Source organism: Herbaspirillum sp. NPDC101397 (genome assembly GCF_044767325.1).
GTDB lineage: Bacteria > Pseudomonadota > Gammaproteobacteria > Burkholderiales > Burkholderiaceae_D > Herbaspirillum.
Genome location: NZ_JBIWNS010000003.1, coordinates 401774 through 424703, shown reverse-complemented (window position 1 = coordinate 424703; position 22930 = coordinate 401774). Strand labels below are relative to the sequence as shown.

21 protein-coding genes are annotated in these 22930 nt (G+C 62.5%); 11 read left to right on the top strand and 10 right to left on the bottom strand.

Going from position 1 to position 22930, the window contains the following annotated elements; genetic code table 11:
• Positions 1-2 precede the first annotated feature (2 nt).
• Entirely contained in the window at positions 3-2708 is a 2706-nt protein-coding gene (gene pepN / locus ACIROW_RS09825; RefSeq protein WP_402274683.1) for an aminopeptidase N, read from the bottom strand.
• A 157-nt stretch (positions 2709-2865) separates the two neighbouring features.
• Between pepN and ACIROW_RS09820 the strand changes: the two genes are divergently transcribed.
• Positions 2866-3549, top strand: a complete 684-nt coding sequence (locus ACIROW_RS09820) for a DUF4136 domain-containing protein (protein WP_402274681.1) — start codon at positions 2866-2868, stop codon at positions 3547-3549.
• A gap of 111 nt (positions 3550-3660) precedes the next feature.
• Here ACIROW_RS09820 and ACIROW_RS09815 read toward each other — a convergent pair whose 3' ends face one another.
• The 5 genes from ACIROW_RS09815 to ACIROW_RS09795 are packed head-to-tail and all read right to left on the bottom strand — an operon-like array spanning position 3661 to position 9879.
• Positions 3661-3822, bottom strand: a complete 162-nt coding sequence (locus tag ACIROW_RS09815) for a hypothetical protein (RefSeq protein ID WP_158559763.1) — start codon at positions 3820-3822, stop codon at positions 3661-3663.
• 9 nt (positions 3823-3831) lie between these two features.
• A complete protein-coding gene (locus ACIROW_RS09810) occupies positions 3832-4806 on the bottom strand; it encodes a quinone oxidoreductase family protein (protein WP_402274678.1) in 975 nt (324 codons plus the stop codon).
• Between the two features lie 34 nt (positions 4807-4840).
• The gene (locus ACIROW_RS09805; protein ID WP_402274676.1) at positions 4841-5758 is read right to left on the bottom strand and encodes a DMT family transporter; all 918 of its coding nucleotides are present in this window, start codon (positions 5756-5758) and stop codon (positions 4841-4843) included.
• A 59-nt stretch (positions 5759-5817) separates the two neighbouring features.
• Complete coding sequence (locus ACIROW_RS09800; protein ID WP_402274673.1) at positions 5818-8343, bottom strand: DEAD/DEAH box helicase; 2526 nt, start codon at positions 8341-8343, stop codon at positions 5818-5820.
• Positions 8344-8346: 3 nt separating this feature from the next.
• The gene (locus tag ACIROW_RS09795) at positions 8347-9879 is read right to left on the bottom strand and encodes a helicase HerA-like C-terminal domain-containing protein (RefSeq protein WP_402274671.1); all 1533 of its coding nucleotides are present in this window, start codon (positions 9877-9879) and stop codon (positions 8347-8349) included.
• A gap of 190 nt (positions 9880-10069) precedes the next feature.
• On the opposite strand from ACIROW_RS09795, the gene ACIROW_RS09790 reads away from it, so the two are divergent.
• The 10 genes from ACIROW_RS09790 (at position 10070) to mug (ending at position 19066) form a co-directional block, all read left to right on the top strand.
• A complete protein-coding gene (locus ACIROW_RS09790) occupies positions 10070-10795 on the top strand; it encodes a YebC/PmpR family DNA-binding transcriptional regulator (protein ID WP_402274668.1) in 726 nt (241 codons plus the stop codon).
• 35 nt (positions 10796-10830) lie between these two features.
• Positions 10831-12099, top strand: a complete 1269-nt coding sequence (gene purD, locus ACIROW_RS09785; protein ID WP_402274666.1) for a phosphoribosylamine--glycine ligase — start codon at positions 10831-10833, stop codon at positions 12097-12099.
• Between the two features lie 162 nt (positions 12100-12261).
• Entirely contained in the window at positions 12262-13119 is an 858-nt protein-coding gene (locus tag ACIROW_RS09780; RefSeq protein WP_402274663.1) for a mechanosensitive ion channel family protein, read from the top strand.
• Positions 13120-13271: 152 nt separating this feature from the next.
• Entirely contained in the window at positions 13272-14186 is a 915-nt protein-coding gene (gene hemF / locus ACIROW_RS09775; protein ID WP_402274661.1) for an oxygen-dependent coproporphyrinogen oxidase, read from the top strand.
• Positions 14186-14863: a nicotinate-nucleotide adenylyltransferase gene (locus ACIROW_RS09770; protein WP_402274659.1), complete on the top strand. Its 678-nt coding sequence runs from the start codon at positions 14186-14188 to the stop codon at positions 14861-14863. Before hemF ends, ACIROW_RS09770 begins: the two co-directional genes overlap by 1 nt.
• On the top strand, positions 14863-15597 hold the full coding sequence (gene rsfS, locus ACIROW_RS09765; protein ID WP_402274657.1) for a ribosome silencing factor: 735 nt from the start codon (positions 14863-14865) through the stop codon (positions 15595-15597). Before ACIROW_RS09770 ends, rsfS begins: the two co-directional genes overlap by 1 nt.
• Before the next feature lie 17 nt (positions 15598-15614).
• On the top strand, positions 15615-16085 hold the full coding sequence (gene rlmH, locus ACIROW_RS09760; RefSeq protein ID WP_402274655.1) for a 23S rRNA (pseudouridine(1915)-N(3))-methyltransferase RlmH: 471 nt from the start codon (positions 15615-15617) through the stop codon (positions 16083-16085).
• Between the two features lie 89 nt (positions 16086-16174).
• Positions 16175-16792, top strand: a complete 618-nt coding sequence (locus ACIROW_RS09755) for a Maf family protein (RefSeq protein WP_402274653.1) — start codon at positions 16175-16177, stop codon at positions 16790-16792.
• Positions 16793-16866: 74 nt separating this feature from the next.
• The gene (rng, locus tag ACIROW_RS09750; RefSeq protein ID WP_402274651.1) at positions 16867-18348 is read left to right on the top strand and encodes a ribonuclease G; all 1482 of its coding nucleotides are present in this window, start codon (positions 16867-16869) and stop codon (positions 18346-18348) included.
• A gap of 160 nt (positions 18349-18508) precedes the next feature.
• Positions 18509-19066: a G/U mismatch-specific DNA glycosylase gene (mug, locus tag ACIROW_RS09745; protein ID WP_402274974.1), complete on the top strand. Its 558-nt coding sequence runs from the start codon at positions 18509-18511 to the stop codon at positions 19064-19066.
• On the opposite strand, the gene ACIROW_RS09740 is transcribed toward mug, so the two are convergent.
• The 4 genes from ACIROW_RS09740 to ACIROW_RS09725 all read right to left on the bottom strand — a co-directional run bounded on the left by ACIROW_RS09740 (position 19063) and on the right by ACIROW_RS09725 (position 22717).
• Complete coding sequence (locus tag ACIROW_RS09740) at positions 19063-19674, bottom strand: helix-turn-helix domain-containing protein (protein WP_402274649.1); 612 nt, start codon at positions 19672-19674, stop codon at positions 19063-19065. The two genes, mug and ACIROW_RS09740, sit on opposite strands and share 4 nt — an antisense overlap.
• Positions 19675-19808: 134 nt before the next feature.
• The gene (locus ACIROW_RS09735; RefSeq protein WP_402274646.1) at positions 19809-20252 is read right to left on the bottom strand and encodes a cupin domain-containing protein; all 444 of its coding nucleotides are present in this window, start codon (positions 20250-20252) and stop codon (positions 19809-19811) included.
• A gap of 34 nt (positions 20253-20286) precedes the next feature.
• A complete protein-coding gene (locus ACIROW_RS09730) occupies positions 20287-21546 on the bottom strand; it encodes an ABC transporter substrate-binding protein (protein WP_402274972.1) in 1260 nt (419 codons plus the stop codon).
• Positions 21547-21814: 268 nt separating this feature from the next.
• On the bottom strand, positions 21815-22717 hold the full coding sequence (locus tag ACIROW_RS09725; protein ID WP_402274644.1) for a LysR family transcriptional regulator: 903 nt from the start codon (positions 22715-22717) through the stop codon (positions 21815-21817).
• Positions 22718-22930 lie beyond the last annotated feature (213 nt).

The following is a 22930-nucleotide window of genomic DNA, read 5'->3' as shown; positions in this document are numbered from 1 at the left end:
CATCAGTTCGCCAGCGACTTGGTGATCACCTCGGCGACATCGCGCGACAGTTTGGGCGTGTCAGCGACCTGGCGCAAGGCGTTGCGCATTCTTTCCTGCAGCGCCGGCGAATATTTGCGCCAGCGGTCCAGGCTGCGCGCCAGGCGTGCGGCGACTTGCGGATTGCTGGCGTTGAGCGCGATGACTTGCTCGGCCCAGAACGTGTAACCGCTGCCGTCGAGCGCATGGAAGGCCGAAGGATTGCCGTTGCAGAAGCTGAAAATCAGGCTGCGCGCGCGGTTCGGGTTCTTCAGCGAGAAGGCCGGATGCTGCGCCAGCGTGCGCACGGTCTCGACATCGGCGGTGCGTGCAGTCGCCTGCAGCGTGAACCACTTGTCGATGACCAGCGCTTCCTGTTCAAACTCGCTGTAGAAATCTTCCAAGGCCTTGCCCTTGCCGTCGGCGCCGCTGTTGGTCAGGGCGGCGAGCGCAGCGAGGCGGTCGGTCATGTTGTTGGCGTTGTCGCATTGCTGCTGCGCCAGCGTGTGGGCCTGTTCGTCGTCGAGCTCGGCCAGGTAGGACAGCACCACGTTCTTGAGCGCGCGCTTGCCGGAAGCGGCGGCGTCAGGGCTGTAGGCGCCGGTGTCGTGATTGTCACGATACGCCTTGAGCAGGTCGGCGCTCAACTCCCTGGCCAGCGTGCGGCGCAGGAACTGGCGCGCGGCGTGGATGGCTTGCGGGTCGATGACTTCCATCTGCTCGGCGATCATGGTTTCCGACGGCAGCGTCAACACCAGTTCGCGGAACGCCGGGTCGAGCGTGGCGTCGTTGAGGGTGGCTCGCAAAGCATCCGTCAGCGCGCTGTCATGCTGCAGGCTGTTCAGCACGGAGTCGACCGAGACCACGTGACCCGACTGGCGTGCGGCCTGCACCGCGATAGTCAGGCTGAGCAGACGGCGCGTGGCGAGACGCTGGCCGGCTTCCCAGCGGTTGAACGGATCGCTGTCGTGCGCCATCAGGAAGGCCAGCTCGGCGTCGCTGTAGTTGTATTCCAGCACCACCGGCGCGGAGAAGCCGCGCAGGATCGACGGCACCGGTTTTTCGGCGACGTTGGTGAAGGTGAAGGTTTGTTTTGCCTGCGTCAGTTCCAGCACGCGTGTGGTGGTTGGTGCGCTGGCCGACTTCGCGGCTTTGTCGCCGGCCAGCGTCAACGCCAGGTCGCGTCCCTTGCGGTCGAGCAGGCCGACGGCGACGGGGATGTGGAACGGCAGCTTTTTCTTTTGCCCCGGCGTCGACGGGCAGGATTGCTCCAGCGTCAGTTCCAGCGTCTTGGCCTTGGCGTCATAGCGTACCGAAGCGGCCACGCGCGGCGTGCCGGACTGGCTGTACCAGCGTTCGAACTGCTTCAGGTCGCGCTTGTTGGCGTCCGCCATGGCGGCGCGGAAATCGTCGCAAGTCACGGCCTGGCCGTCGTGGCGCTGGAAGTACAGGTCCATGCCCTTGCGGAAGCCGTCGCGGCCGAGCAGCGTCTGGTACATGCGCACGACTTCGGCGCCTTTTTCGTAGACGGTGACGGTGTAGAAATTGTTGATCTCGACAAAGGAGTCGGGACGCACCGGATGCGCCATCGGGCCGGCGTCTTCCGGGAACTGCGCCTGGCGCAGCACGCGCACGTCGTCGATGCGCTTGACAGCGCGGCCGCTGTCGCTGCCGATCATGTCGGCGGAGAACTCTTGGTCGCGGAAGACGGTCAGGCCTTCCTTCAGCGACAGCTGGAACCAGTCGCGGCAGGTGACGCGGTTGCCGGTCCAGTTGTGGAAATATTCATGGCCGACCACGGCTTCGATGTTGGCATAGTCGACATCGGTGGCGATGCGCGGATTGGCCAGCACGAACTTGGTGTTGAAGATGTTGAGGCCCTTGTTCTCCATCGCGCCCATGTTGAAGTCGCCGACGGCGACGATCATGAAGCGGTCCAGGTCGAGCTCCAGGCCGAAGCGCTCTTCATCCCAGCGGATGCTGTTCTTGAGCGAATCCATGGCGTGCTGGGTCTTGTCGAGGTTGCCCTCTTCCACCCACACCTGCAGCAACACTTCGCGACCCGATTGCAGCCGGTACTTTTCTTCCTGGCAGACCAGCTTGCCGGCCACCAGCGCGAACAGGTAGGACGGCTTCTTGAACGGGTCTTCCCACTTGGCGTAATGACGGCCGCCGGGCAGCTCGCCCTCTTCGACCAGATTGCCGTTCGACAGCAGCACCGGATATTGCTTCTTGTCGGCGCGCAGCATCACGGTGTACTTGCCCATGACGTCGGGACGATCGGGGAAATAGGTGATCTTGCGGAAGCCTTCGGCTTCGCATTGCGTGAAGAAATTGCCGTTGGACACATACAGGCCCATGAGCGAGGTATTGCGCTGCGGCTGCGTGGTGGTTTCGATTTCCAGCGTGACCTTGGCGGGCGCGCCGGCGATGCGCAGGATGCCGCCCTGGATGCGGTAGTCGCGCGCAGTCAGGGTCTTGCCGTTCAGGCGCAGGTGCACCAGTTCGAGTTCTTCGCCGTAGAGTTCGATATCCTTGCCGGTGGCGGCCGGGTTGCGCTGCATCACGATGCGGGTGGCGACGCGGGTCAGTTCAGGCTCGAGGTCGAAACCCATTTCGACGGTGTCGACAAAATAGGTCGGTGCGGCGTAATCTTTGCGGTAAATCGTCGGAGGCGTATCGGTGCGCATGGAGGAGATCCCGGGAAAGGTGCAATAGAATGCATTTAGGAACAAAACACGATTTTACCAATCAACCGATTGGATAGGCAGAAAAGGGACAGATTAGTGGCCCAACAGTTCACCGAAGCCTTCGCCCCACCTGCCTCGTCATTACCGGAGAACCACCATGAAACGCTTGCTCGGCATCATCTTCACTGCAAGCAGCATCCTGCTCGCAGGCTGCGCCAGCACCATCACCAGCGACGTCACCGCCTTCCACGCCTGGCCCAACGACCTGCCGGACAAGTCCTATGTCTTCACGCCCACCAAAGATCAGGAAGGCAGCCTCGAATACCGCAATTACGAACAACTGGTGCGCGCCGAGCTGCAGCGCCTGGGCTTCACCGACGCGCCCGGCAGCAAGGCGACGCTCAAGGTGGCGTTCAGCTACGGCATGCAGGCCGGCACCGTGGTGGTGACCCAGCCGGCCTACGATCCGTTCTGGTACGGCCCCGGCTATCCGGGATGGCGCGGACGCCCGTTCGGCCCATGGGGTCCGGGACCGTTCTACGATCCGTTCTGGGGGCCGCCGATGCAGACCACAGCCTTCCCGGTGTTCCAACGCCGTCTGTACCTGGCCATCACGCGCGCCGACAGCGACCGCAAGCTGTATGAAGTCACGGTCGACAGCGAAGGCCGCGAAGCGACGCTGCCGATGGCCATGCCGTACATGGTGCACAGCGCGTTTTCGGAATTCCCGGGACCCAGCGGCGTCTCTCGCCATGTGGTGCTGAAACTGGACAAGCGTGCACCTGCCGCGCCGACAGCAACCACCTCCACCACCGTCAAACCCGCCGCACCCGCCCAATAAGCAGCGGCGAAAATGAAAATCCCGGTCTTGCCACCTGAGCAAGACCGGGATTTTTTATGCCCTCTTCCTGTATTTCTGTATTTCTGTATTTCTGTCTTTCTACCTTCCTGATCAGGAATACAGCGCTTCGCTGCCGAAGGTGATCGCCACGATCAGCAGCACCGCCAGGATCAGCACCACCAGCAGCCGCCCGAACTTGGGCGAGCCGTCGGTGCCGGAGGGCTGCTCATCGGGATGGTTCATCGGACTCTTGCCGGGATCGGAGGTAGTCACGACCGGTCCTCAAGGAATCAGGATGGTGGAGCCGGTGGTCTTGCGACCTTCCAGATCGGCGTGCGCCTGGCCGACGTCCTTCAGCGCATAACGCTGGTTGATGTCGATGTTGACCTTCTTGGCTTCGACCATGGCGAACAAGTCGTTGGCGGTGGCGTTGAGCGCCTCGCGCGTGGCGACATAATTGCCCAGCGACGGCCGCGTCAGGAACAGCGAACCGCGCGAAGCCAGCTCGCTCACGCCGAACGGCGACACCGGACCGGAAGCGCTGCCGAAGCTGACCATCATGCCGCGCGGCGACAGGCAGTCGAGCGAACCGAGGAAGGTGTCCTTGCCGATCGAGTCGTACACCACCGGCACGCCTTTGCCGCCGGTGAGCTCCTTGACGCGCTCGACGAAATTCTCGGTCTTGTAATTGATGACGTGGGTGCAGCCGGCAGCGCTGGCCAGCGCGGCTTTCTCGTCGGTGCTGACGGTACCGATCACGGTCACGCCCAGCGCCCTGGCCCATTGGCAGGCGATCAGGCCGATGCCGCCGGCGGCGGCGTGCAGCAGGATGGTCTCGCCGCCCTTCAGCGGATAGGTCTGGCGCAGCAGGTATTGCACGGTCATGCCTTGCAGCATCATTGCTGCGGCGGTGTCGAAGCTGATCGAGTCGGGCAGCTTGACCAGGATGTCGGCGGGCATCACGCGCGCTTCGGCATAGGCGCCGTTGGGGCGGCCGGCATAGGCCACGCGATCGCCGACCTTGAAATCGACTACACCGGCGCCGACCGCCTCGATGGTGCCTGCACCTTCCTGGCCGAGGCCGCTCGGCAGCGGTTGCGGGTACAGGCCGATGCGGAAATAGACGTCAATGAAATTCAAGCCGACGGCGGCATGGCGGATGCGGACTTCGCCGGGGCCGGGATCACCGACTTCGACGTCGACGTATTCCATGACTTCGGGTCCGCCGGTCTTGAACATTCTGATTGCTTTTGTCATTTCGGTCTCCTGGATGGCATTGAAAAACTGGGTGTTAAGTCTTTTTACGCGAGAGCAAATAAATCCCCGACAGCACCAGCGCGGTGCCGGTCAACTGAATCGCCGTGATCGGTTCGTCCAGCAGCATGGCGCCGAGGAACAGCGTCGACACCGGCCCCACCAGCCCGGCCTGCGCCGCGCTCGGCGCGCCGATGCGCGACACCGCGACCATCGTCAGGCACACCGGCAGCACCGTGCAGAACACCGCGTTGATCAGCGACAGCTGGTACACCTCGACCGGCTGCACCAGCGCGGAGGCTGGGCGCAGGATGAAGAACTGGATGATGCAGGCCACCGACGACACGCACATGGCGTAGGCCACCAGACGCATGGCGCCGACGCGGCGCACCAGCTCGCCGGAAAAGATCAGGTACAGCGCATAGCTGATCGCCGCGCCCAGCACCAGCACGCTGCCCAGCACGACGTTGTTGCCGCCGGTGTTGATGTCGTGCTGCAGCACCAGCGCGGTGCCGAGGTAAGACACCAGCAGCGCGCCCCACTCGATCAGGCCGACCTTGCGCTTGTAGAAGGTGAAGGAAATCAGCAGCACGAAGGACGGCGTCAGGAACAGGATCAGCCGCTCCAGCCCGGCCGAGATGTATTGCAGCCCGAGGAAATCGAGGAAGCTCGACAGGTAGTAGCCTATCAAGCCAAGGAAGACAATTTTGGCGTAATCGCGCGCGGCCAGCGGCGGCGAGTTGCGCGCCTGCCAGAACGCCAGCACCGCAAACATCGGCAGCGAAAACATCATGCGCAGGCTGATCACCATCACCGCATCGACGTGGTAGCGGTACATCAGCTTGGCGACGATGGCCTTGGCGGAAAAGAAAATGGCGCCGACGACGGCGAGCAGCAGACCGGCCAGATAGGCACGGCGCGGGGAAATGGAGGGGGAAAGCGTGGTGGAAGACATCCCGTGATTGTAAACGCTACGGGCCTGCTCTGCCCGGTGGCGGCCTGGTCATTTCCGGATCAGCCCGGCCGCGCGACCTGCAGCGGCGCAATCAGCGCATCAAGCTCCGCCTGGCCGAACTTGGGCGTCACCGCGCCGTCAGTCCCGAGTACGCCCTCGGCCAGCACCGACTTGCGCTCCTGCAATTCCAGAATGCGTTCTTCGATGCTGCCTTCGATGATGAGCTTGTAGACCAGCACCGCCTGGTCCTGGCCAATGCGGTGGGCGCGGGCGATGGCTTGTTCTTCGACGGCGGGATTCCACCATGGGTCCACCAGGATGACGGTGTCGGCGGCGGTCAGATTGAGGCCGATGCCGCCGGCCTTGAGACTGACCAGCATGATGGGCACGTCCTTGCGCTGGAATTGCGCCACCACCTCGCCGCGCGCCGCCGACGGCGTCTTGCCGGTCAGCGACAGCCAGGGCAATTCCAGCGCATCGAGTTCGGTCTCGATCAGTTCCAGCATTTCGGTGAACTGCGAAAACACCAGCACACGCCGGCCCTCCGCCGCCAGCGACGGCAGCATGTCGCGCAGCATCTCGATCTTGGCGCGCTCGATGGTTTTCGGCGTCTTGCCACCCTTGAGCAGGAACGGGTCGCAGCACACCTGGCGCAGCTTGAGCAGCGCATCCATGATGGTCACGTGCGAGCCGGTGAAGCCGCGCCGCTCCAGCGCGCGACGCACCTGTTTGTCGGCGGCGGCGCGCACGCTTTCGTAGAGATCGCGCTGGCGACCCTGCAATTGCAGCAGCTTGATCGCCACGGTCTTGGGCGGCAGCTCGGCGGCGACGTTTTCCTTGCGGCGGCGCAGGATGAACGGCCGCACGCGCTGCGCCAGCAATTGCGCACGCAGGGTTTCGCCGTTTTCCTCGATCGGCTTGCGCCACAGCCGCGCGAAGGTGGATGCCTCGCCGAGGAAGCCCGGCATCAGGAAATTGAATTGCGCCCACAACTCACCGAGATGGTTTTCCAACGGCGTGCCGGTCATGCAGACGCGATGGCGTGCACACAGGCGTCGTACTGCGCTGGCGCTGCGGGCGGCGGCGTTCTTGACGGTCTGCGCCTCGTCGAGGATAAGCAGGTGGAACTGCTGGCGCGCCAGCGCGTCGAGGTCGCGCCACACCAGTGGATAAGTGGTCAGCACGATGTCGAATCCGGCCATGCGCGCAAAGTCGTCCTCGCGCTGCGGCCCTTGCAGGGCCAGCACACGCAGGTCCGGCGCCATGCGCCTGGCTTCGGCCTGCCAGTTGAACACCAGCGAGGTCGGCAACACCACCAGCGCCGGGCAATCAAGCCGGCCGGATTGCTTTTCGATCAGGATGTGCGCCAGCATCTGCGCGGTCTTGCCCAGGCCCATGTCGTCTGCGAGGATACCGGCCAGATGATGCTCTCGCAGATATTGCAGCCAGGCGACGCCGTGGAGCTGATACGGCCGCAAGGTCACTCCCATGCCGGCAGGCGCAGCTACCGGCGGCGGCTCGCCGGCAGCGCGCAGGCGCAACGCCAGTTCGCGCAGGCCGGCGTCGCTATGCAGATGGAAGGCGCTGCTGTACGCGGCGCCGTCTTCGCCGAGGCGGCGGCACATGTCGTCAAGGCGGCCGGCGTCCCACGCTGAAATGCGCAGCGCCCCGTCCTTGCGGCGTACGTCGGTCAGCAGGTCGAGCATCGCGGACACGATCACCTTGAGCGGCGCTGCCATTGCATCGACACGCTTGCCGCCCGGCGCGCGCAATGAGATCAGGGAGATATCGTCGATGGCGGCGATCTTCTGGACGTCGGTCCAGCGTGCGTCGCGGCGCAGCAGGTCGGCCAGCATCGGCGTGAGATCGAAGAACTGGCCTTCGATCTCCACGCCCATGGTCAGCAGCCACCAGGCGGCGCGACCAAGGTCAGCAAACCCGCCGAAGTCGCCGATGATTTTGGTGCGGCCCTGATGCAGCGTGCTCGCGACTTCCTTGCCGACCATCGCGCCCGATTCGGGACTGACGATGACGCGCCAGGCCTCGACCGGCACGCTTTCATGGGCGAAGCCGGGACGCACCACGATGCTCCAGCCTTGCTGCTGCAACTCCGGCACGCGGTCGGCCCAGAAATCGCCGAAATTGTTTTCCAGCAGCAGCGACCACAACTGCGCATGCTGCGTCGCCATGTCCTCCGCGCGCCATTGCAAGGCGTCCGCCGGCAGCGGCAGCAGACCCGCGGCCTGGATCGCTTCGAGCGCATCGGCTTCGGCGTGCAGGTTGCGCCGCATGACGACTTGCCTGCCTTGCGGAGTAAAGAGGAGTTGGGTGGCGGCGGCGCTCTGGTCCATCAGGCTGGCCGGAGCTTCGGTTTCCCAGTACAGGCCGACGCCGGCCTGGTAGGTCCAGTCGACCTGCGCCACCGTGACGTTGCCGCCGCGCGGTCCGAACAGGCCGCCCGGACGCAGCCCGAGCACGCCGTCGCCGCGCGTGAAGGTCTGCAGCGTCAGGCGCGGACGAAAACGCCCGAGCACTTCGCGCTCATCGGGATTGCCGGCTGAGGACTGCGCCTGCGGAACCGCCATCGGTCAGCGCTTCTTGAGCAGCGACCCGAGCACGCCGCGAATGATTTCACGACCGACCTGCGAGCCGATGCTGCGCGCCGCGGACTTGACCATCGCTTCGACGGGCGACTCGCGACGGCTCTTGCCTCCGGCGCTGTTGCCGAAGAAGCCGCCGGCGGCGTCCTTGAGCAGGTCGCCAAGGCCGCCTCCGCCGCCCGATGATTCCGGCTCGGTCGGGACTGTAGAAGGCGCACCGGCCGGCGCATTGCCCGGTTGCTGCGCGGCGCGGCCCTTGAGTTTTTCGTAGGCCGATTCGCGGTCGACGGCTTTTTCGTAGACGCCGGCCACCACGGACGAGGCAATGAAGGCCTTGCGCTCGTCGTCGGCGATCGGGCCGATCTGCGAACCCGGCATCAAAATGTAAGCGCGCTCGACGATGTTGGGACGACCCTTTTCGTCGAGGAAGGACACCAGCGCTTCGCCCACGCCCAGTTCGGTGATGGCGGTCGCGGTATTCAATTGCGGATTGGCGCGGAAGGTCTCGGCGGCGGCCTGGACGGCCTTCTGGTCGCGCGGCGTGTAGGCGCGCAAGGCATGCTGCACGCGGTTGCCGAGCTGGCCCAGCACGGTGTCGGGAATATCCAGCGGATTTTGCGTGACGAAGAACACGCCGACGCCCTTGGAGCGAATCAGGCGCACCACCTGCTCGATCTTTTGCAGCAGCGGCTTGGGCGCTTCGTCGAACAACAGGTGCGCCTCGTCGAAGAAGAACACCAGCTTGGGCTTGTCGAGGTCGCCGACTTCGGGCAGGTGCTCGAACAGCTCGGACAGCATCCACAGCAGGAAAGTCGAATACAGCCGCGGCGCGTTGAGCAGCTTGTCGGCGGCGAGAATGTTGATCACCCCTTTGCCCTTGGCGTCGGTCTGCATCCAGTCTTCGATGTTGAGCATGGGCTCGCCGAAGAACTTGTCGCCGCCCTGCTCCTCGATGCCGATCAGGCCGCGCTGGATGGCGCCGATGCTGGCGGCGGAGATGTTGCCGTATTCGGTCTTGAAGGTGGCGGCGTTGTCGCCGACGTGCTGCAGCATGGCGCGCAGGTCCTTGGTGTCGAGCAGCAACAGGCCGTTGTCGTCGGCGATCTTGAAGACCAGTTGCAGTACGCCTTCCTGGGTGTCGTTCAGATTGAGCATGCGCGCAATCATCAGCGGCCCCATGTCGGAAATGGTCGCACGCACCGGATGGCCCTTTTCGCCGAAGACGTCCCAGAAGGTGACCGGCAAGGCTTCCCAGACCGGCTCATCCATGCCGAGCGAGCTCAGGCGCTCCTTGCCCTTGGCCGACAGCACGCCGGCTTTGGACAGCCCGGACAGGTCGCCCTTGACGTCGGCCATAAACACCGGCACGCCAATGTCCGAGAGCGCCTGCGCCACCACTTGCAGGGTCACGGTCTTGCCGGTGCCGGTGGCGCCGGTGATGCAACCGTGGCGGTTGACCAGATTGGGCAGCAGGGCCAGTTCCTGAGTCTGATTTTTGGCGATGAAAAGTGGCTTGATCATGATAGAAAATCAATAAGAGAGAAGGCCGGTGATGGGCTTGGAGGTCGGGCGATATGGTAAAATCCTCGGTCGATTATAACTAGAACCCCCTTCGTCAATTCGCGATATTCACGCGAAGTTCAGGCAGAGTCCGCCGAATTTCGCGCCCATCCGGACGGAGCGCGTTCCATCAAGGCAGGAAAGATTCATCATGGCTGGACACAGCAAATGGGCCAATATTCAGCATCGTAAAGGCCGTCAGGACGAAAAGCGCGGCAAGATCTGGACGCGCCTCATCAAGGAAATCACCGTGGCGGCCCGCATGGGCGGCGGCGACGTGGACGCCAACCCGCGCCTGCGTCTGGCCGTCGACAAGGCCGCCGACGCCAACATGCCCAAGGACAACGTCACCCGCGCCATCCAGCGCGGCAACGGCACCCTGGACGGCGTCAACTACGAAGAAGTCCGCTACGAGGGCTACGGCATCAACGGCGCCGCCATCATCGTCGACTGCATGACCGACAACCGCATCCGCACCGTGGCCGACGTGCGCCACGCGTTTTCCAAGTACGGCGGCAACATGGGCACCGAAGGTTCGGTGTCGTTCATGTTCAAGCACTGCGGCCAGTTGCTGTACGCGCCCGGCGTGAGCGAAGACGCCATCATGGAAGCCGCGCTCGAAGCCGGCGCCGATGACGTCCTCACCGACGACGAAGGCGGCATCGAAGTGTTGACGCCGCCGCACGACTTCAGCGCCGTCAAGGCCGCGATGGAAAAAGCCGGCTTCAAGGCCGAGATGGCCGAAATCATCATGAAGCCCGCGACCGAAACCGTCTTCACCGGCGACGACGCCGTCAAGATGCAAAAACTGCTGGATGCACTGGAAAACCTCGACGACGTGCAAGAGATTTACAGCAACGCCGTTATTGAAAATTAAAGCCGCCGGCCAACCATTCTTACCTAGTCCCTATCATGAAAATTCTCGTTGTTGGCTCCGGTGGTCGTGAACACGCACTGGCCTGGAAAATCGCTCAATCGCCGCGCATCCAAACCGTCTACGTTGCCCCGGGCAACGGCGGCACCGCGCTCGACGAGCGCCTGCAGAACGTGGCGATCACCGATCTGAACGAACTCGCCGACTTCGTCGAAAAAGAACACGTCGCGCTGACCGTGGTCGGTCCGGAAGTCCCGCTGGCCGCCGGCATCGTCAACCTGTTCCGCGCCCGTGGCCTGAAGATCTTCGGCCCCACCAAGGAAGCCGCGCAACTGGAAAGCTCGAAGGATTTCTCCAAGTCCTTCATGAAGCGCCATGCGATCCCGACCGCTGAATACCAGACCTTCTCCGACGTCAAGGCGGCCCACGACTACGTCGACCAGAAGGGCGCACCGATCGTCATCAAGGCCGACGGCCTGGCCGCCGGCAAGGGTGTGGTCGTTGCGCTGACATTGGAAGAAGCGCACGGCGCGGTCGACATGATGCTGTCGGACAACAAGCTCGGCGACGCCGGCGCGCGCGTCGTGATCGAAGAATTCCTGGCCGGCGAAGAAGCCAGCTTCATCGTCATGGTGGACGGCAAGAACATTCTGCCGCTGGCCACCAGCCAGGACCACAAACGCCTGCAAGACAACGACCAGGGTCCGAACACCGGCGGCATGGGTGCGTACTCCCCTGCCCCGATCGTGACGCCGGCGCTGCACGCGCGCGTGATGCGCGAAATCATCGTGCCGACCGTGCAAGGCATGGCCAAGGACGGCATCCCGTTCTCCGGCTTCCTGTATGCCGGCCTGATGATCGACGACAAGGGCAATCCGAAGACGCTGGAATTCAACTGCCGCATGGGCGATCCTGAGACACAGCCGATCATGGCGCGCCTCAAGACCGACCTGCTGGCCGTGATGGAACATGCCGTCAACGGTACGCTCGACACCATCGAACTGGAATGGGACCGCCGCACCGCGCTGGGCGTGGTGATGGCTGCCGCCGGCTATCCGGATGCGCCGCGCAAGGGCGACCTGATCACCGACATTCCGGCGGAAACCGACGATTGCGTCACCTTCCATGCAGGCACCACCTTGACCGGCGACAAGCTGACCACTTCGGGCGGCCGCGTGCTGTGCGTGGTCGGTCTGGGCGACAGCGTCAAGGTAGCGCAGAAACAGGCCTACGCCGTCACCGACCTGATCCATTTCGAAGGCGCGCAACTGCGCCGCGACATCGGCTGGCGCGCGATCAAGCGCTGATTACGGCATCCGGAATCGTGAAAAACCTCGCAAACTTTGGGTTTTGCGAGGTTTTTTGCTTTGAAACTGCCCGTTTTCCATAAAATAGCTAAAAATCTGCAACAAAAACGGCCCGTAAGCACCTAATCCCGGTCAACAACGCATTCAACACAGGAAAACCGCATGCAACAACACCTGCTCAACCTCGACAACCTGATTAATCTCTATCTGGTGCCGTTCGGCCTCAAGGTCCTGGCGGCGCTGGTCATCTGGTTCGTCGGCGGCATGCTGATCGGCACCTTCGCCAAGGTGGTGCGGCGCGTGCTGACCGCGCGCCAGCTCGAACCAACACTGGTGAACTACGCCATTTCGGCGATCCACGTGGTCTTGCGCGTACTGCTGGTGATGGGCATCCTGGAAGTGTGCGGCGTGCCGACCACCTCGTTCGCGGCCATGATCGGCGCGGTCGGTGTGGCGCTGGGCGTGGCCTGGTCGGGCCTGCTGTCGAATTTCGCGGCCGGCATCTTCCTGGTGGTGCTGCGTCCGTTCAAGGTCGGCGACTACATCACGGCGGCGGGCCAGACCGGCACCGTCACTGACATTGGCCTGGTCACCACGACCATGCTGACCGACAACAATCTGCGTGTGATCATCGGCAACAACAAGTTGTTCTCCGACATCATCACCAATTACAACGTCCAGCCGACCCGACGTGTCGACTTGCGCTGCCAGATCGCCTATGGCGTCGATCCGGCCGAGGCCATCACGCGCCTGAGTACAAAAGTGGCGCAGATCCCGAATGTGCTGGTCGATCCGGCGCCAGCCGTGGTGATCCAGGAATTCAACACCACCGGCACCCTGCTGGCAGTGCGCCTGTTCGCCCCGACACCGAATTTCGGCCAGGTCTACAACGACACCAACCGCGCCATCGCGCAAACCTGCGCAGAAGCGGGTTGGCCGGCGCCTGCCACATATCAGGTCAGTGTTGCCAATCCGAATCCGTCTGAGCCGGCGGCATCCGTCCCGCCAAGCGCCACCTAAACCCACCAAAAGCCTGCTCCGAAGCCGCCTAAACGGCTTCGGGCTACCCGCTGACGGCTCCGTCAGGGTACAATCGCGGGGGTAATTTTTCTTGCGTGCACCAAGAGCGCCTTTGCGGCTGCCCCCACGCCCCCTAGCAGCGACGATACTCCGTGACAGCAACCGCCACCGCCTCAACCATTAAAGCCTATCTGCAAGACCTCCAGCAACGCATTGTCGCGGCGCTGGAAGGAGTTGACGGCAAAACCTTCCTCACCGATTCCTGGGAACGCCCTGAAGGCGGCGGCGGGACTTCGCGCATCATCGAAGAAGGCAATGTATTTGAACGCGGCGGCGTCGGTTTTTCGCACGTGATGGGCAAGAACCTGCCTCCGTCAGCGGCGGCCAACCGTCCGGAAATCGCCGGTCGCGAATGGGAAGCCATGGGCGTGTCGCTGGTGCTGCATCCGCGCAATCCCTATGCGCCGACGGTGCACATGAATGTGCGCTTCTTCGTCGCCAAAGCGGACGGCCAGAACCAGGAGCCGGTCTGGTGGTTCGGCGGCGGCATGGACCTGACGCCGTATTACGGCTTCGCGGAAGACGCGACCCATTTCCACCGCAGCTGCCGCGATGCGCTGGCGCCGTTCGGTAACGAACTGCATCCGCGCTTCAAGAAGTGGTGCGACGACTATTTTTACCTGAAGCATCGCAAGGAAGCGCGCGGCGTCGGCGGGATTTTCTTTGATGATTTCAACGCGCTGCCGCTGGACGACAGTTTTGCGCTGATGCGCAGCGTCGGCGACAGCTTTACCGGCGCCTACCTGCCGATCCTGGAGCAGCGCAAGGACACGCCTTACGGCGAACGTGAACGGGATTTCCAGGCCTATCGGCGCGGACGTTATGTCGAGTTCAACCTGGTGTTCGACCGCGGCACGCTGTTCGGCCTGCAATCGGGCGGACGCACCGAATCGATCCTGATGTCGATGCCGCCGGTGGTGAAGTGGCGCTATAACTGGCAGCCGCAAGACGGCAGCCCGGAAGCGCAGCTGTACAGCGACTTCCTGCCGCACAAGGAATGGATTTGATGGTCACAGCCCCCTTGCCCGTGCAAGCCACGCGCTGTATCGCCATTCTGGGCGGCAGCTTCGATCCCGTGCACAACGGCCACGTCGCGCTGGGCGATCATTTCGTCGAGCTGCTGCAGCCGGACGAGCTGCGCGTGATTCCGGCCGGCAACCCGTGGCAGAAGCACGGTTTGCAGGCGACGGCGGCGCAACGCGTGGAAATGGTCGGGCTGGCGTTCAGCCATGAACACGTTCCTGTGGTGATTGACCAACAGGAAATTCGCCGCACGACGGCAACTTACACCATCGATACCTTGCAGGCCTTGCGCGCCGAGCTCGGTCCCGAGGTCTCCATCGTTTTCCTGATGGGCGCAGACCAATTGCAGCATCTGGATACCTGGCAAGGCTGGCAACAGCTGTTCGATTACGCCCACCTGTGCGCCGCTTCGCGCCCGGGCTTCGGTATCGACGCTGCGCAGGTGCCGGATATTGTCATGCAGGAATTTACACGCCGTGCCGGCACTGAAAAGGAAATACGCACCACCTCGCACGGCAAAGCCTATCTGGCATCCAGTCTCGACGTCGACATTTCATCGACCGAGATCCGTTCCTTGCTGCAACGCGGCGAAAGACCGGAGTCGCTGATCCCGGCGAGGGTGCTAGACTATATCGAACAACATCATCTCTATCAAAACTAATGGATATCAAAAAACTGCAAACCGCCGTCGTCGACGCGCTGGAAGACGTCAAAGCTCAGGACATCAAGATCTATGACACCACTCACCTGACCAGCCTGTTCGACCGCGTGGCGATCGCCTCCGGCACTTCGAACCGCCAGACCAAGGCGCTGGCCGCTTCGGTGCGCGACAAGGTCAAGGCCAAGGGCGGCAATGTCGTCAGCGTCGAAGGCGAAGACACCGGCGAATGGGTGCTGGTCGATCTGGGCGACATGATCGTCCATATCATGCAGCCGGCCATCCGCGCCTACTACCGCCTGGAAGAAATCTGGGGCGACAAGGAAGTGAAGATGGGTGCTGCCAAGCGCGTCGCCTCCAGCGCCGCCGCCAAGAAGGCATCCGAAGACGAAAAGCCGGCCAAGATCCGCCGCACCCGCGAGCAAGCCGAAGCGGTTGAAGCCAGCCAGGCCATCGACGACGACGCACCGAAGAAACCGGCACGCAAGCCGCGCGCCACCTCGGTCACCACCGACGCCAAGCCGGCGCCGAAGACCACCCGTACGCCACGCGCCTCGACCACGCTCAGCGCAGCCAAGAACAAGGCTGCCGCCGGCACCGGCACGGCGGTCAAGCGCAAGGCCCCGGCTAAAAAAGCAGTCGGCACCACCGTCAAGGTCGCCATGCCGAAAAGCGCCGTGGCGTCGAAGAAAGCGGCCGCGGCCAAGCGTCCGGCACGTCCAAAAGCCAAGGCCTGACCCCGGTAGTGTGAGCCATGCAGCTCATCATTGCCGCCGTCGGCCACAAAATGCCGGGCTGGATCGAATCGGGATTTAATGAATACGCCAAGAGGATGCCGGCCGAATGCCGGGTCCTGTTGAAAGAAATCAAACCGATCGAACGCTCCGGCAGCAGGACCGCAGAAACCGTGATGTCGCAGGAACGCAGCAAGATCGAAGCAGCGCTGCCGAAAGGCGCGCGCGTCGTGGCGCTGGACGAGCACGGCAAGGACATCACCTCGATGCAGCTGTCGCAGTTGCTGGTGCAATGGCAGCAGGACGGCCGCGACGTCGCCTTCGTCATCGGCGGCGCCGACGGGCTCGATCCAGGCCTCAAGGCCAATGCCGACATGCTGGTGCGCATCTCCAGCCTGACGCTGCCGCACGGCATGGTGCGCGTGCTGCTGGCGGAACAGTTGTACCGCGCCTGGTCGATTACGCAGAATCATCCGTATCACCGCGTATAGGAAACCGATCAGGTAAGAAAAACAAGCAAGCACAACGCCTTCAACGATTCGAAGATGTTGTACGGATAAATACTGAGAAGTGTTGCTTCATGAAACTTGCTGACAAAAAAATCTACCTCGCCTCCAAGAGTCCCCGCCGGCGCGAACTGCTGCGCCAGATCGGCATCGATTTCGAATTGCTGCTCAACGACAAGGAAGTCGACGAGCAAGTTCTGCCGAACGAGAAGCCGGCCGACTACGTCGCCCGCGTCACCCACGACAAACTCCTCAGCGCACGCCAGACCATGCTGTACCGGCAATTGCCGATGCGCCCCATCCTGTCGGCCGACACCACCGTGGTGGTGGACGACCTGATCCTTGGCAAACCGGTCGATGTCAGGGAAGCCGTCGAGATGATCACGCGCCTGTCCGGCCGCACGCACCAGGTGCTGACCAGCGTCGCGGTGGCCTTCCAGGAACAGATGTGGCAGATCACGCAATATTCCGACGTCGCCTTCGAAGCGCTGACCGACGACATGATCCGCGCCTACTGCTCGACCCAGGAGCCGTTCGACAAGGCCGGCGGCTACGGCATCCAAGGCCTGGCGTCAGTGTTCATCAAGGACATCGCCGGCAGTCATTCCGGCATCATGGGCCTGCCGCTGTTCGAGACCGCGCAATTGCTGCAGAAGACCGGCATGCGCATCTTGCCGCAAGCCACATTGTGAGCTGCAGCGGACGGCTTCCCTATCCGTCCGCGCCAGCCCTTTCCAGCATTCACCATTTTTAGGGTCACCAGACCATGAACGAAGACATCCTGATCAACATCACGCCGCAGGAGACGCGCGTGGCGCTCATCCTGCAAGGCGCGGTGCAAGAGCTGCACATCGAGCGCACGCTGTCGCGCGGCCTGGCCGGCAACGTCTACCTCGGCAAAGTCGTGCGCGTGCTGCCCGGCATGCAATCGGCCTTCATCGACATCGGCCTCGAACGCGCCGCCTTCCTGCATGTCGCCGACATCTGGGAAGCCAAGCCGCATGATGGACAGCACGGCCAGCATGGCCAGAGCGCGCCGCAGGTCCCGATCGAAAAACTGCTGTTCGACGGCCAGACCATCACCGTGCAGGTGATCAAGGATCCGATCGGCACCAAGGGCGCGCGCCTGTCGACGCAGATCTCGATTGCCGGCCGCATGCTGGTCTACCTGCCGCAGGACAAGCACATCGGCATTTCGCAGCGCATCGAGAACGAAGCCGAACGCGAACTGCTGCGCAGCAAAGTGCAGAGCCTGCTGCCGCCGGAAGAAAAAGGCGGCTTCATCATCCGCACCATGGCCGAAGACGCCTCCGACGCCGACCTGCAGATGGATGTCGAATACCTGCGCAAGACCTGGGCCAGCATCATTGCCCAGACCAAGACCAAACCCGCGCCGACGCTGATGTACCAGGACCTGAGCCTGGCCCAGCGCGTGCTGCGCGATTTCGTCAGCGACGACACCTCGAACATCCAGGTCGACTCGCGCGAGAACTTCCAGATGCTGCAGGAGTTCGGCACGCTCTACACGCCATCGGTGCTGCCCAAGCTGATGCACTACCGCGGCGAACGCCCGCTGTTCGACCTGTACGGCGTGGAAGAAGAAATCGAACGCGCACTGGGACGCCGCGTCGACCTCAAGTCGGGCGGCTACCTGATCGTCGACCAGACCGAAGCGATGACCACCATCGACGTCAATACCGGCAGCTTCGTCAACGGCCGCAACTTCGACGACACCATCTTCAAGACCAACTTGGAAGCCGCGCACGCGATCGCACGCCAGCTGCGCTTGCGCAATCTGGGCGGCATCATCATCCTCGACTTCATCGACATGGAAAACCTCGAGCACCGCAGCGCCGTGCTCTTGGAACTGAACAAGGCCTTGCACCGCGACCGCACCAAGATTTCGGTGTCCAATTTTTCGGCTCTGGGGCTGGTGGAAATGACCCGCAAGCGCACGCGCGAATCGCTGGCGCATATCCTGTGCGAGACCTGCCCGGCCTGCAAAGGCAAGGGCCAGGTCAAGACCTCGCGTACGGTCTGCTACGAAATCCTGCGCGAGGTGCTGCGCGAAGCCAAGCAGTTCAACCCACGCGAATTCCGCATCCTTGCCGCACAGGTGGTGGTCGACATGTTCCTCGAAGAAGAATCGCAACACCTGGCCATGCTCGGCGACTTCATCAAGAAGCCGATTTCATTGCAGGTGCAGACCGATTATCAGCAGGAGCAGTACGACATCATCCTGATGTAAGAGGCGTGCCAGAAGGATGGCCCGAATCAGGCGTGGAATGGCCGATAACAACACATGACAGCGGTTGTTCCTGCGCTCATCCTTGCCCATAATCAGCGTCGTTGCGGAGATCCTCGATCTCACCTCCGCACCTTGATTATGTCCAGACAGCGCCGCCATGATGCCATCCGTTACTGTAGCCTCCTCTCTTCCCGATCTTCTTTCCCCCGGTCTCGACGTCGTCTTCTGCGGCATCAATCCGGGCCTGCGCGCAGCAGCGAGCGGGCACCATTTCATGGGCAGGAGCAATCGTTTCTGGAAGACCGTGCATCTGTCCGGTTTCACGCCCGGGCTCATCGATCCGCTTGACGATCGCAACATTCTGGATCATCGCTGCGGCCTGACGACTGTGGTCGAGCGGCCGACTGCGCGGGCCGATGAGTTGGTGCGAGATGAGTTCATTCGTTCCGCCGAAACACTGCGCAAGAAGATCGAACAGATCAGACCGAAGTGCCTGGCGTTCTTGGGCAAGCCTGCGTATCAGGCCATTACGGGACAGCCCAAAGTCGGTTGGGGAAAACAGTCGGAAAGGTTCGGCGGCACGATGGTGTGGCTCTTGCCGAATCCCAGCGGACTGAATCGCGGATTCAGCCAGGAGATGCTGGTGCAGGCTTACCGGGAGTTGCGCGAGGAACTTGCGAAGAGCGAGCGGCAAACAGCAGCCTGCGCGATTGCCTAGCCCTTGCCGAAGCGCCGCTTGATCGGCGACGCGCTCGACACAACCATCATCAGGCGCGCAGTCTTGGCGCCGATGTTGCGCCCCATGTGCGGCTTTTCGCAGTTGAAATGCAGGCAATCGCCGCGCTCCAGAATCAGCACGTCGTCGCCGATATGGAATTCCAGTTTACCGTCGAGCATGTACAGCACCTCTTCGCCTTCATGCGACACCAGCACCGGCTGGGCTTCCTGGTTGGCGGGAAATTCCAGTTCGAACGCCGCCAGCTGCTGCCCCGGCAAGTCGCCGCAGGAGCGATGGAAGGTATACCCGGCCGCCGACAACGGCGCCTCGTCGTTGCGCGCCTTGGCCTTGGACAGGACATAGTCGGGCGGCGGCGGCACTGTTTCGGTGGACGTCTGGAACAGGTCCTGCAGAGACAAGCCGAGGTACTTCGATATCGAGATCAGGTTGGCGATCGAGGCGCTGGCTTCACCGCGCTCCAGCTTTGACAGGAAGCCGGTGGAGAGCGCCGTCTCGTCGCTCAGGACTTGCAAGGTGATGTTCTTCGCACGCCGGCATTCGCGGATGCGGCTGCCGATCTGTATCGCTACAAGTTCTGGATTATCCATGCTTTTTTTGGTGAGAGACGCAGGCCTGCGCCTGTTTCCGGCATTGTACCCGTCCTCATGCGCAGCAAAGACAAACGGCCGCATGCGTCCATGCGACCGTTTTTACTGCAGGTGAGTACGGGGATTTTTTCCGCTCAGATGTCCGTGCGCTCCAAGGCGACTTCAATGCGTTTTTTCATGTTGAAGCGCTTGTCGTAGATCGGCCGGCCGCCCGTGGTCGGTCCCGGATACTGCACGATGAGAATCACGCCGCCATGCTCCGTATGCAATTCTTCTTCGCAATGCGGGTCACCGTGGCACAGCATGGTGCCGGGCGTGCACACCCTGCCGCCGATGGTGAACTCGCCCTCGAGGATGTACCAGACCTGGGCGAAATCGTGGCGGTGCCACGGATGATGCGCACCCGGCGCCAGCCGCAGCAGGCCGGCGTTCGGCGCCGTCGGATTTTCTTCACTCGGGTGGAACAGCATCTTGCCGGTTTCGCCAGGCCAGCGAATGGTTTCCCATTCCATCTCGTCGACGTGCCGTACCTGCGGCGGCGGATCTTTCTGTTCGGATTTTTTTGCAACTTCAGACATCGTCATCTCCTTGGTTAATTCTGATTAATGCTGATCATTTCTTGACCAGCGGGCAATCGGTCTGTGCCAGCGGCTTGAAGATCTTGTCGCCCGGGATGGTGGAAAGCACCTTGTAGTAATCCCATGGCGCTTTCGATTCCGACGGCTTCTTGACTTCGACCAGGAACATGTCGTGCACCATCTGGCCGTCTTCACGCAAATGGCCGTTTTGCGCAAACATGTCGTCGACCGGCAGCTCGCGCATCTTCTTCATGACCTCGGCGGCGTTGTCGGTGTTGGCCGCCTTGACCGCTTTGAGGTAATGCAGCACGGAGGAATACACGCCCGCCTGGGTCATGGTCGGCATGGCCTTGCGGCGCTGGTAGAAGCGCTTGGCCCACTCGCGCGTACGCTCGTTGCGATCCCAGTAGAACGCCGTGATGAAACGCAAACCCTGCGCCGCCTTGAGACCCATGCCGTGGATATCGGTCAGGAACACCGCCGGCGCCGCCAGCGCCTGGTTGGTCGTGACCCCGAACTCGCCGGCCTGCTTGATTGCCGTCGTCATGTCGGCGCCGGCGCTGGCCAGGCCGATGATCTTGGCTTTGGAGGCCTGCGCCTGCAGCAGGAAGGAGCTCATGTCGGAGGCATTGAGCGGATGGCGCGCCTCGCCGACCACGGTGCCGCCGGCGGCCTTGATCGCCGCCTTCATGTCGCTCGCGAAGGCATGGCCGAACGCATAATCGACCGTTAGCAGGAACCAGGTGTTGTAGCCTTGCTCGGTCAGTACCTTGGCCAGGCCGTAGCCGTTGGTGTAACTGTTGTAGACCCATTGCGCCGAGGTCGCGGTGCACGACTTGCCGGTGAAATCGGACGACGCCGCCGCGATCATGGCGATCTTGCCGCGCTCGGCGGCCAGCCCCTGCACCGAGAACGCCACCGACGAATTCGAGAAATCGGCGATCATGTCGACGCCATCCTTGTCGAACCAGCCGCGCGCGATCACCGCGCCGACGTCGGCCTTGTTCTGGTGGTTGCCCGACACCAGCTCGATCTTTTTGCCGGCGACCGTGCCGCCCATTTCCTCGATGGCCATCTTGGCCGCCTCGACCGAGCCCAATCCGGCCAGGTCGGCGTACAAACCCGACTGATCGTTGAGGATGCCGATCTTCACCACGTCGCCGGAAAAAACACCGGGCGCCGCATGGGCGCCGGCGAAGGTGCCCGCCAGCAACGCGGCCAGTCCGGTGCGCTTCAATCCCGTCGTCCAGCGGCGAGCTTGCCGCCACCGGCGCGGCTGTGCCGCCGTTTGCATCTGTGTATCCATGTCTTTCGTCTCCTGTTTTATTGTCTTGCCTGCATTGTTTTGTGTGATGCCGTGTTTACTATAGTGCAAATATTTTATTCATACAATGAACAATTTTAATTTTCTTTTTGCATGAAACATGACGCCAAAAAGGACGAAACGACAGCCGCCGGACGCGCAGAAGAGCAGCGCCACGGAAGTGCGCAGGAGGAGTACTACAGAGGAAAGGAAAGAAAAGAGAGGAAGAAAGGACGGAAGAAAAACCGCGCGTTGAAACTCAGCGCTCCATCAATGCATTGATGCCGTCCTTGATTTCTTCCAGCAAGGCATACGCCAGCCGCGACGGCGGACGCGCCTTGGGAAAGATGGCCCAGACGTTGACCATGATCTGCGGCCGGAACGGCACGATGACCACCGCTGGATCGTGGCGCAAGGTGCTGGCGGAGAACCAGTCCACCACCGTCACGCCGGCACCGGCGCGCACCAGCAGGCAGGCGGTTTCCGAATAGCGTACTTCGACCGCCGCGCGGTGCGGCACGCCCGCGTGGCTGAAGGCCGCGCGCACCATCGGACTCAGGCGCGCCGAGCTTTCCAGTGCGATCAGCGGATGCGCACGCAGGTCTTCCGGCGAGATGGTCGCCTTGCCCGCCAGCGCGTGGCCGGCGGGCAGCACGCAGACCATTTCGATGTCGGTCATCAGCACCATCTTGAGGCTGTCGCTGAGCTCAGGCTCGAGCGCGATCGCCAGGCCGAAATCGGCGGCCTGGGCGTCGACGCTCTCGATCACCTTGTGCGAATCGATGACGTCGCACAAGACCTTGACCTTGGGCCGCTCGACCAGGAAGCGCTGGATCGCGCCGGGCAGCACAGTGTGGCCGAGCTGCGGCGTGGCCGTCACGCGGATGCGGCCGACACGATTCTCCTTGAGATCTTCGGCGACGTCGTCAAGCTTGCGCGAAAACAGGAACATCGCATCCGACTCGGTCAGCAGCACCTTGGCCTCTTCGCGCGCGACCAGGCGGTTACCGACGCGGTTGAACAATTCGAAGCCGAGTTCTTCTTCCAGCTGGCGGATGGCGTTGCTGACCGCCGGCTGCGAAATGCCCAGGGTGCGCGCGGCGCCGACGGTGCTCTGGCTGGCCATGACGGCGCGGAAGATGCTCAACAGGCGCAAATTCATAATAACCAAACCTAATAGAAAGTGGATAAATATTAATAGTTGACTATTATATCCATGCCCCTAAAATTGGTCCCGGAACGATCACAAATCAATCCGCAGTGGATCCGTAATCAAGCCGAATACACCGCAGCTGCTCCGCTTTGCCTGCCGGCGATGGCCATCGCCGACATGTCGTCAATGTCATCGATCGTCACTTCGTCATCCATCGCCAAT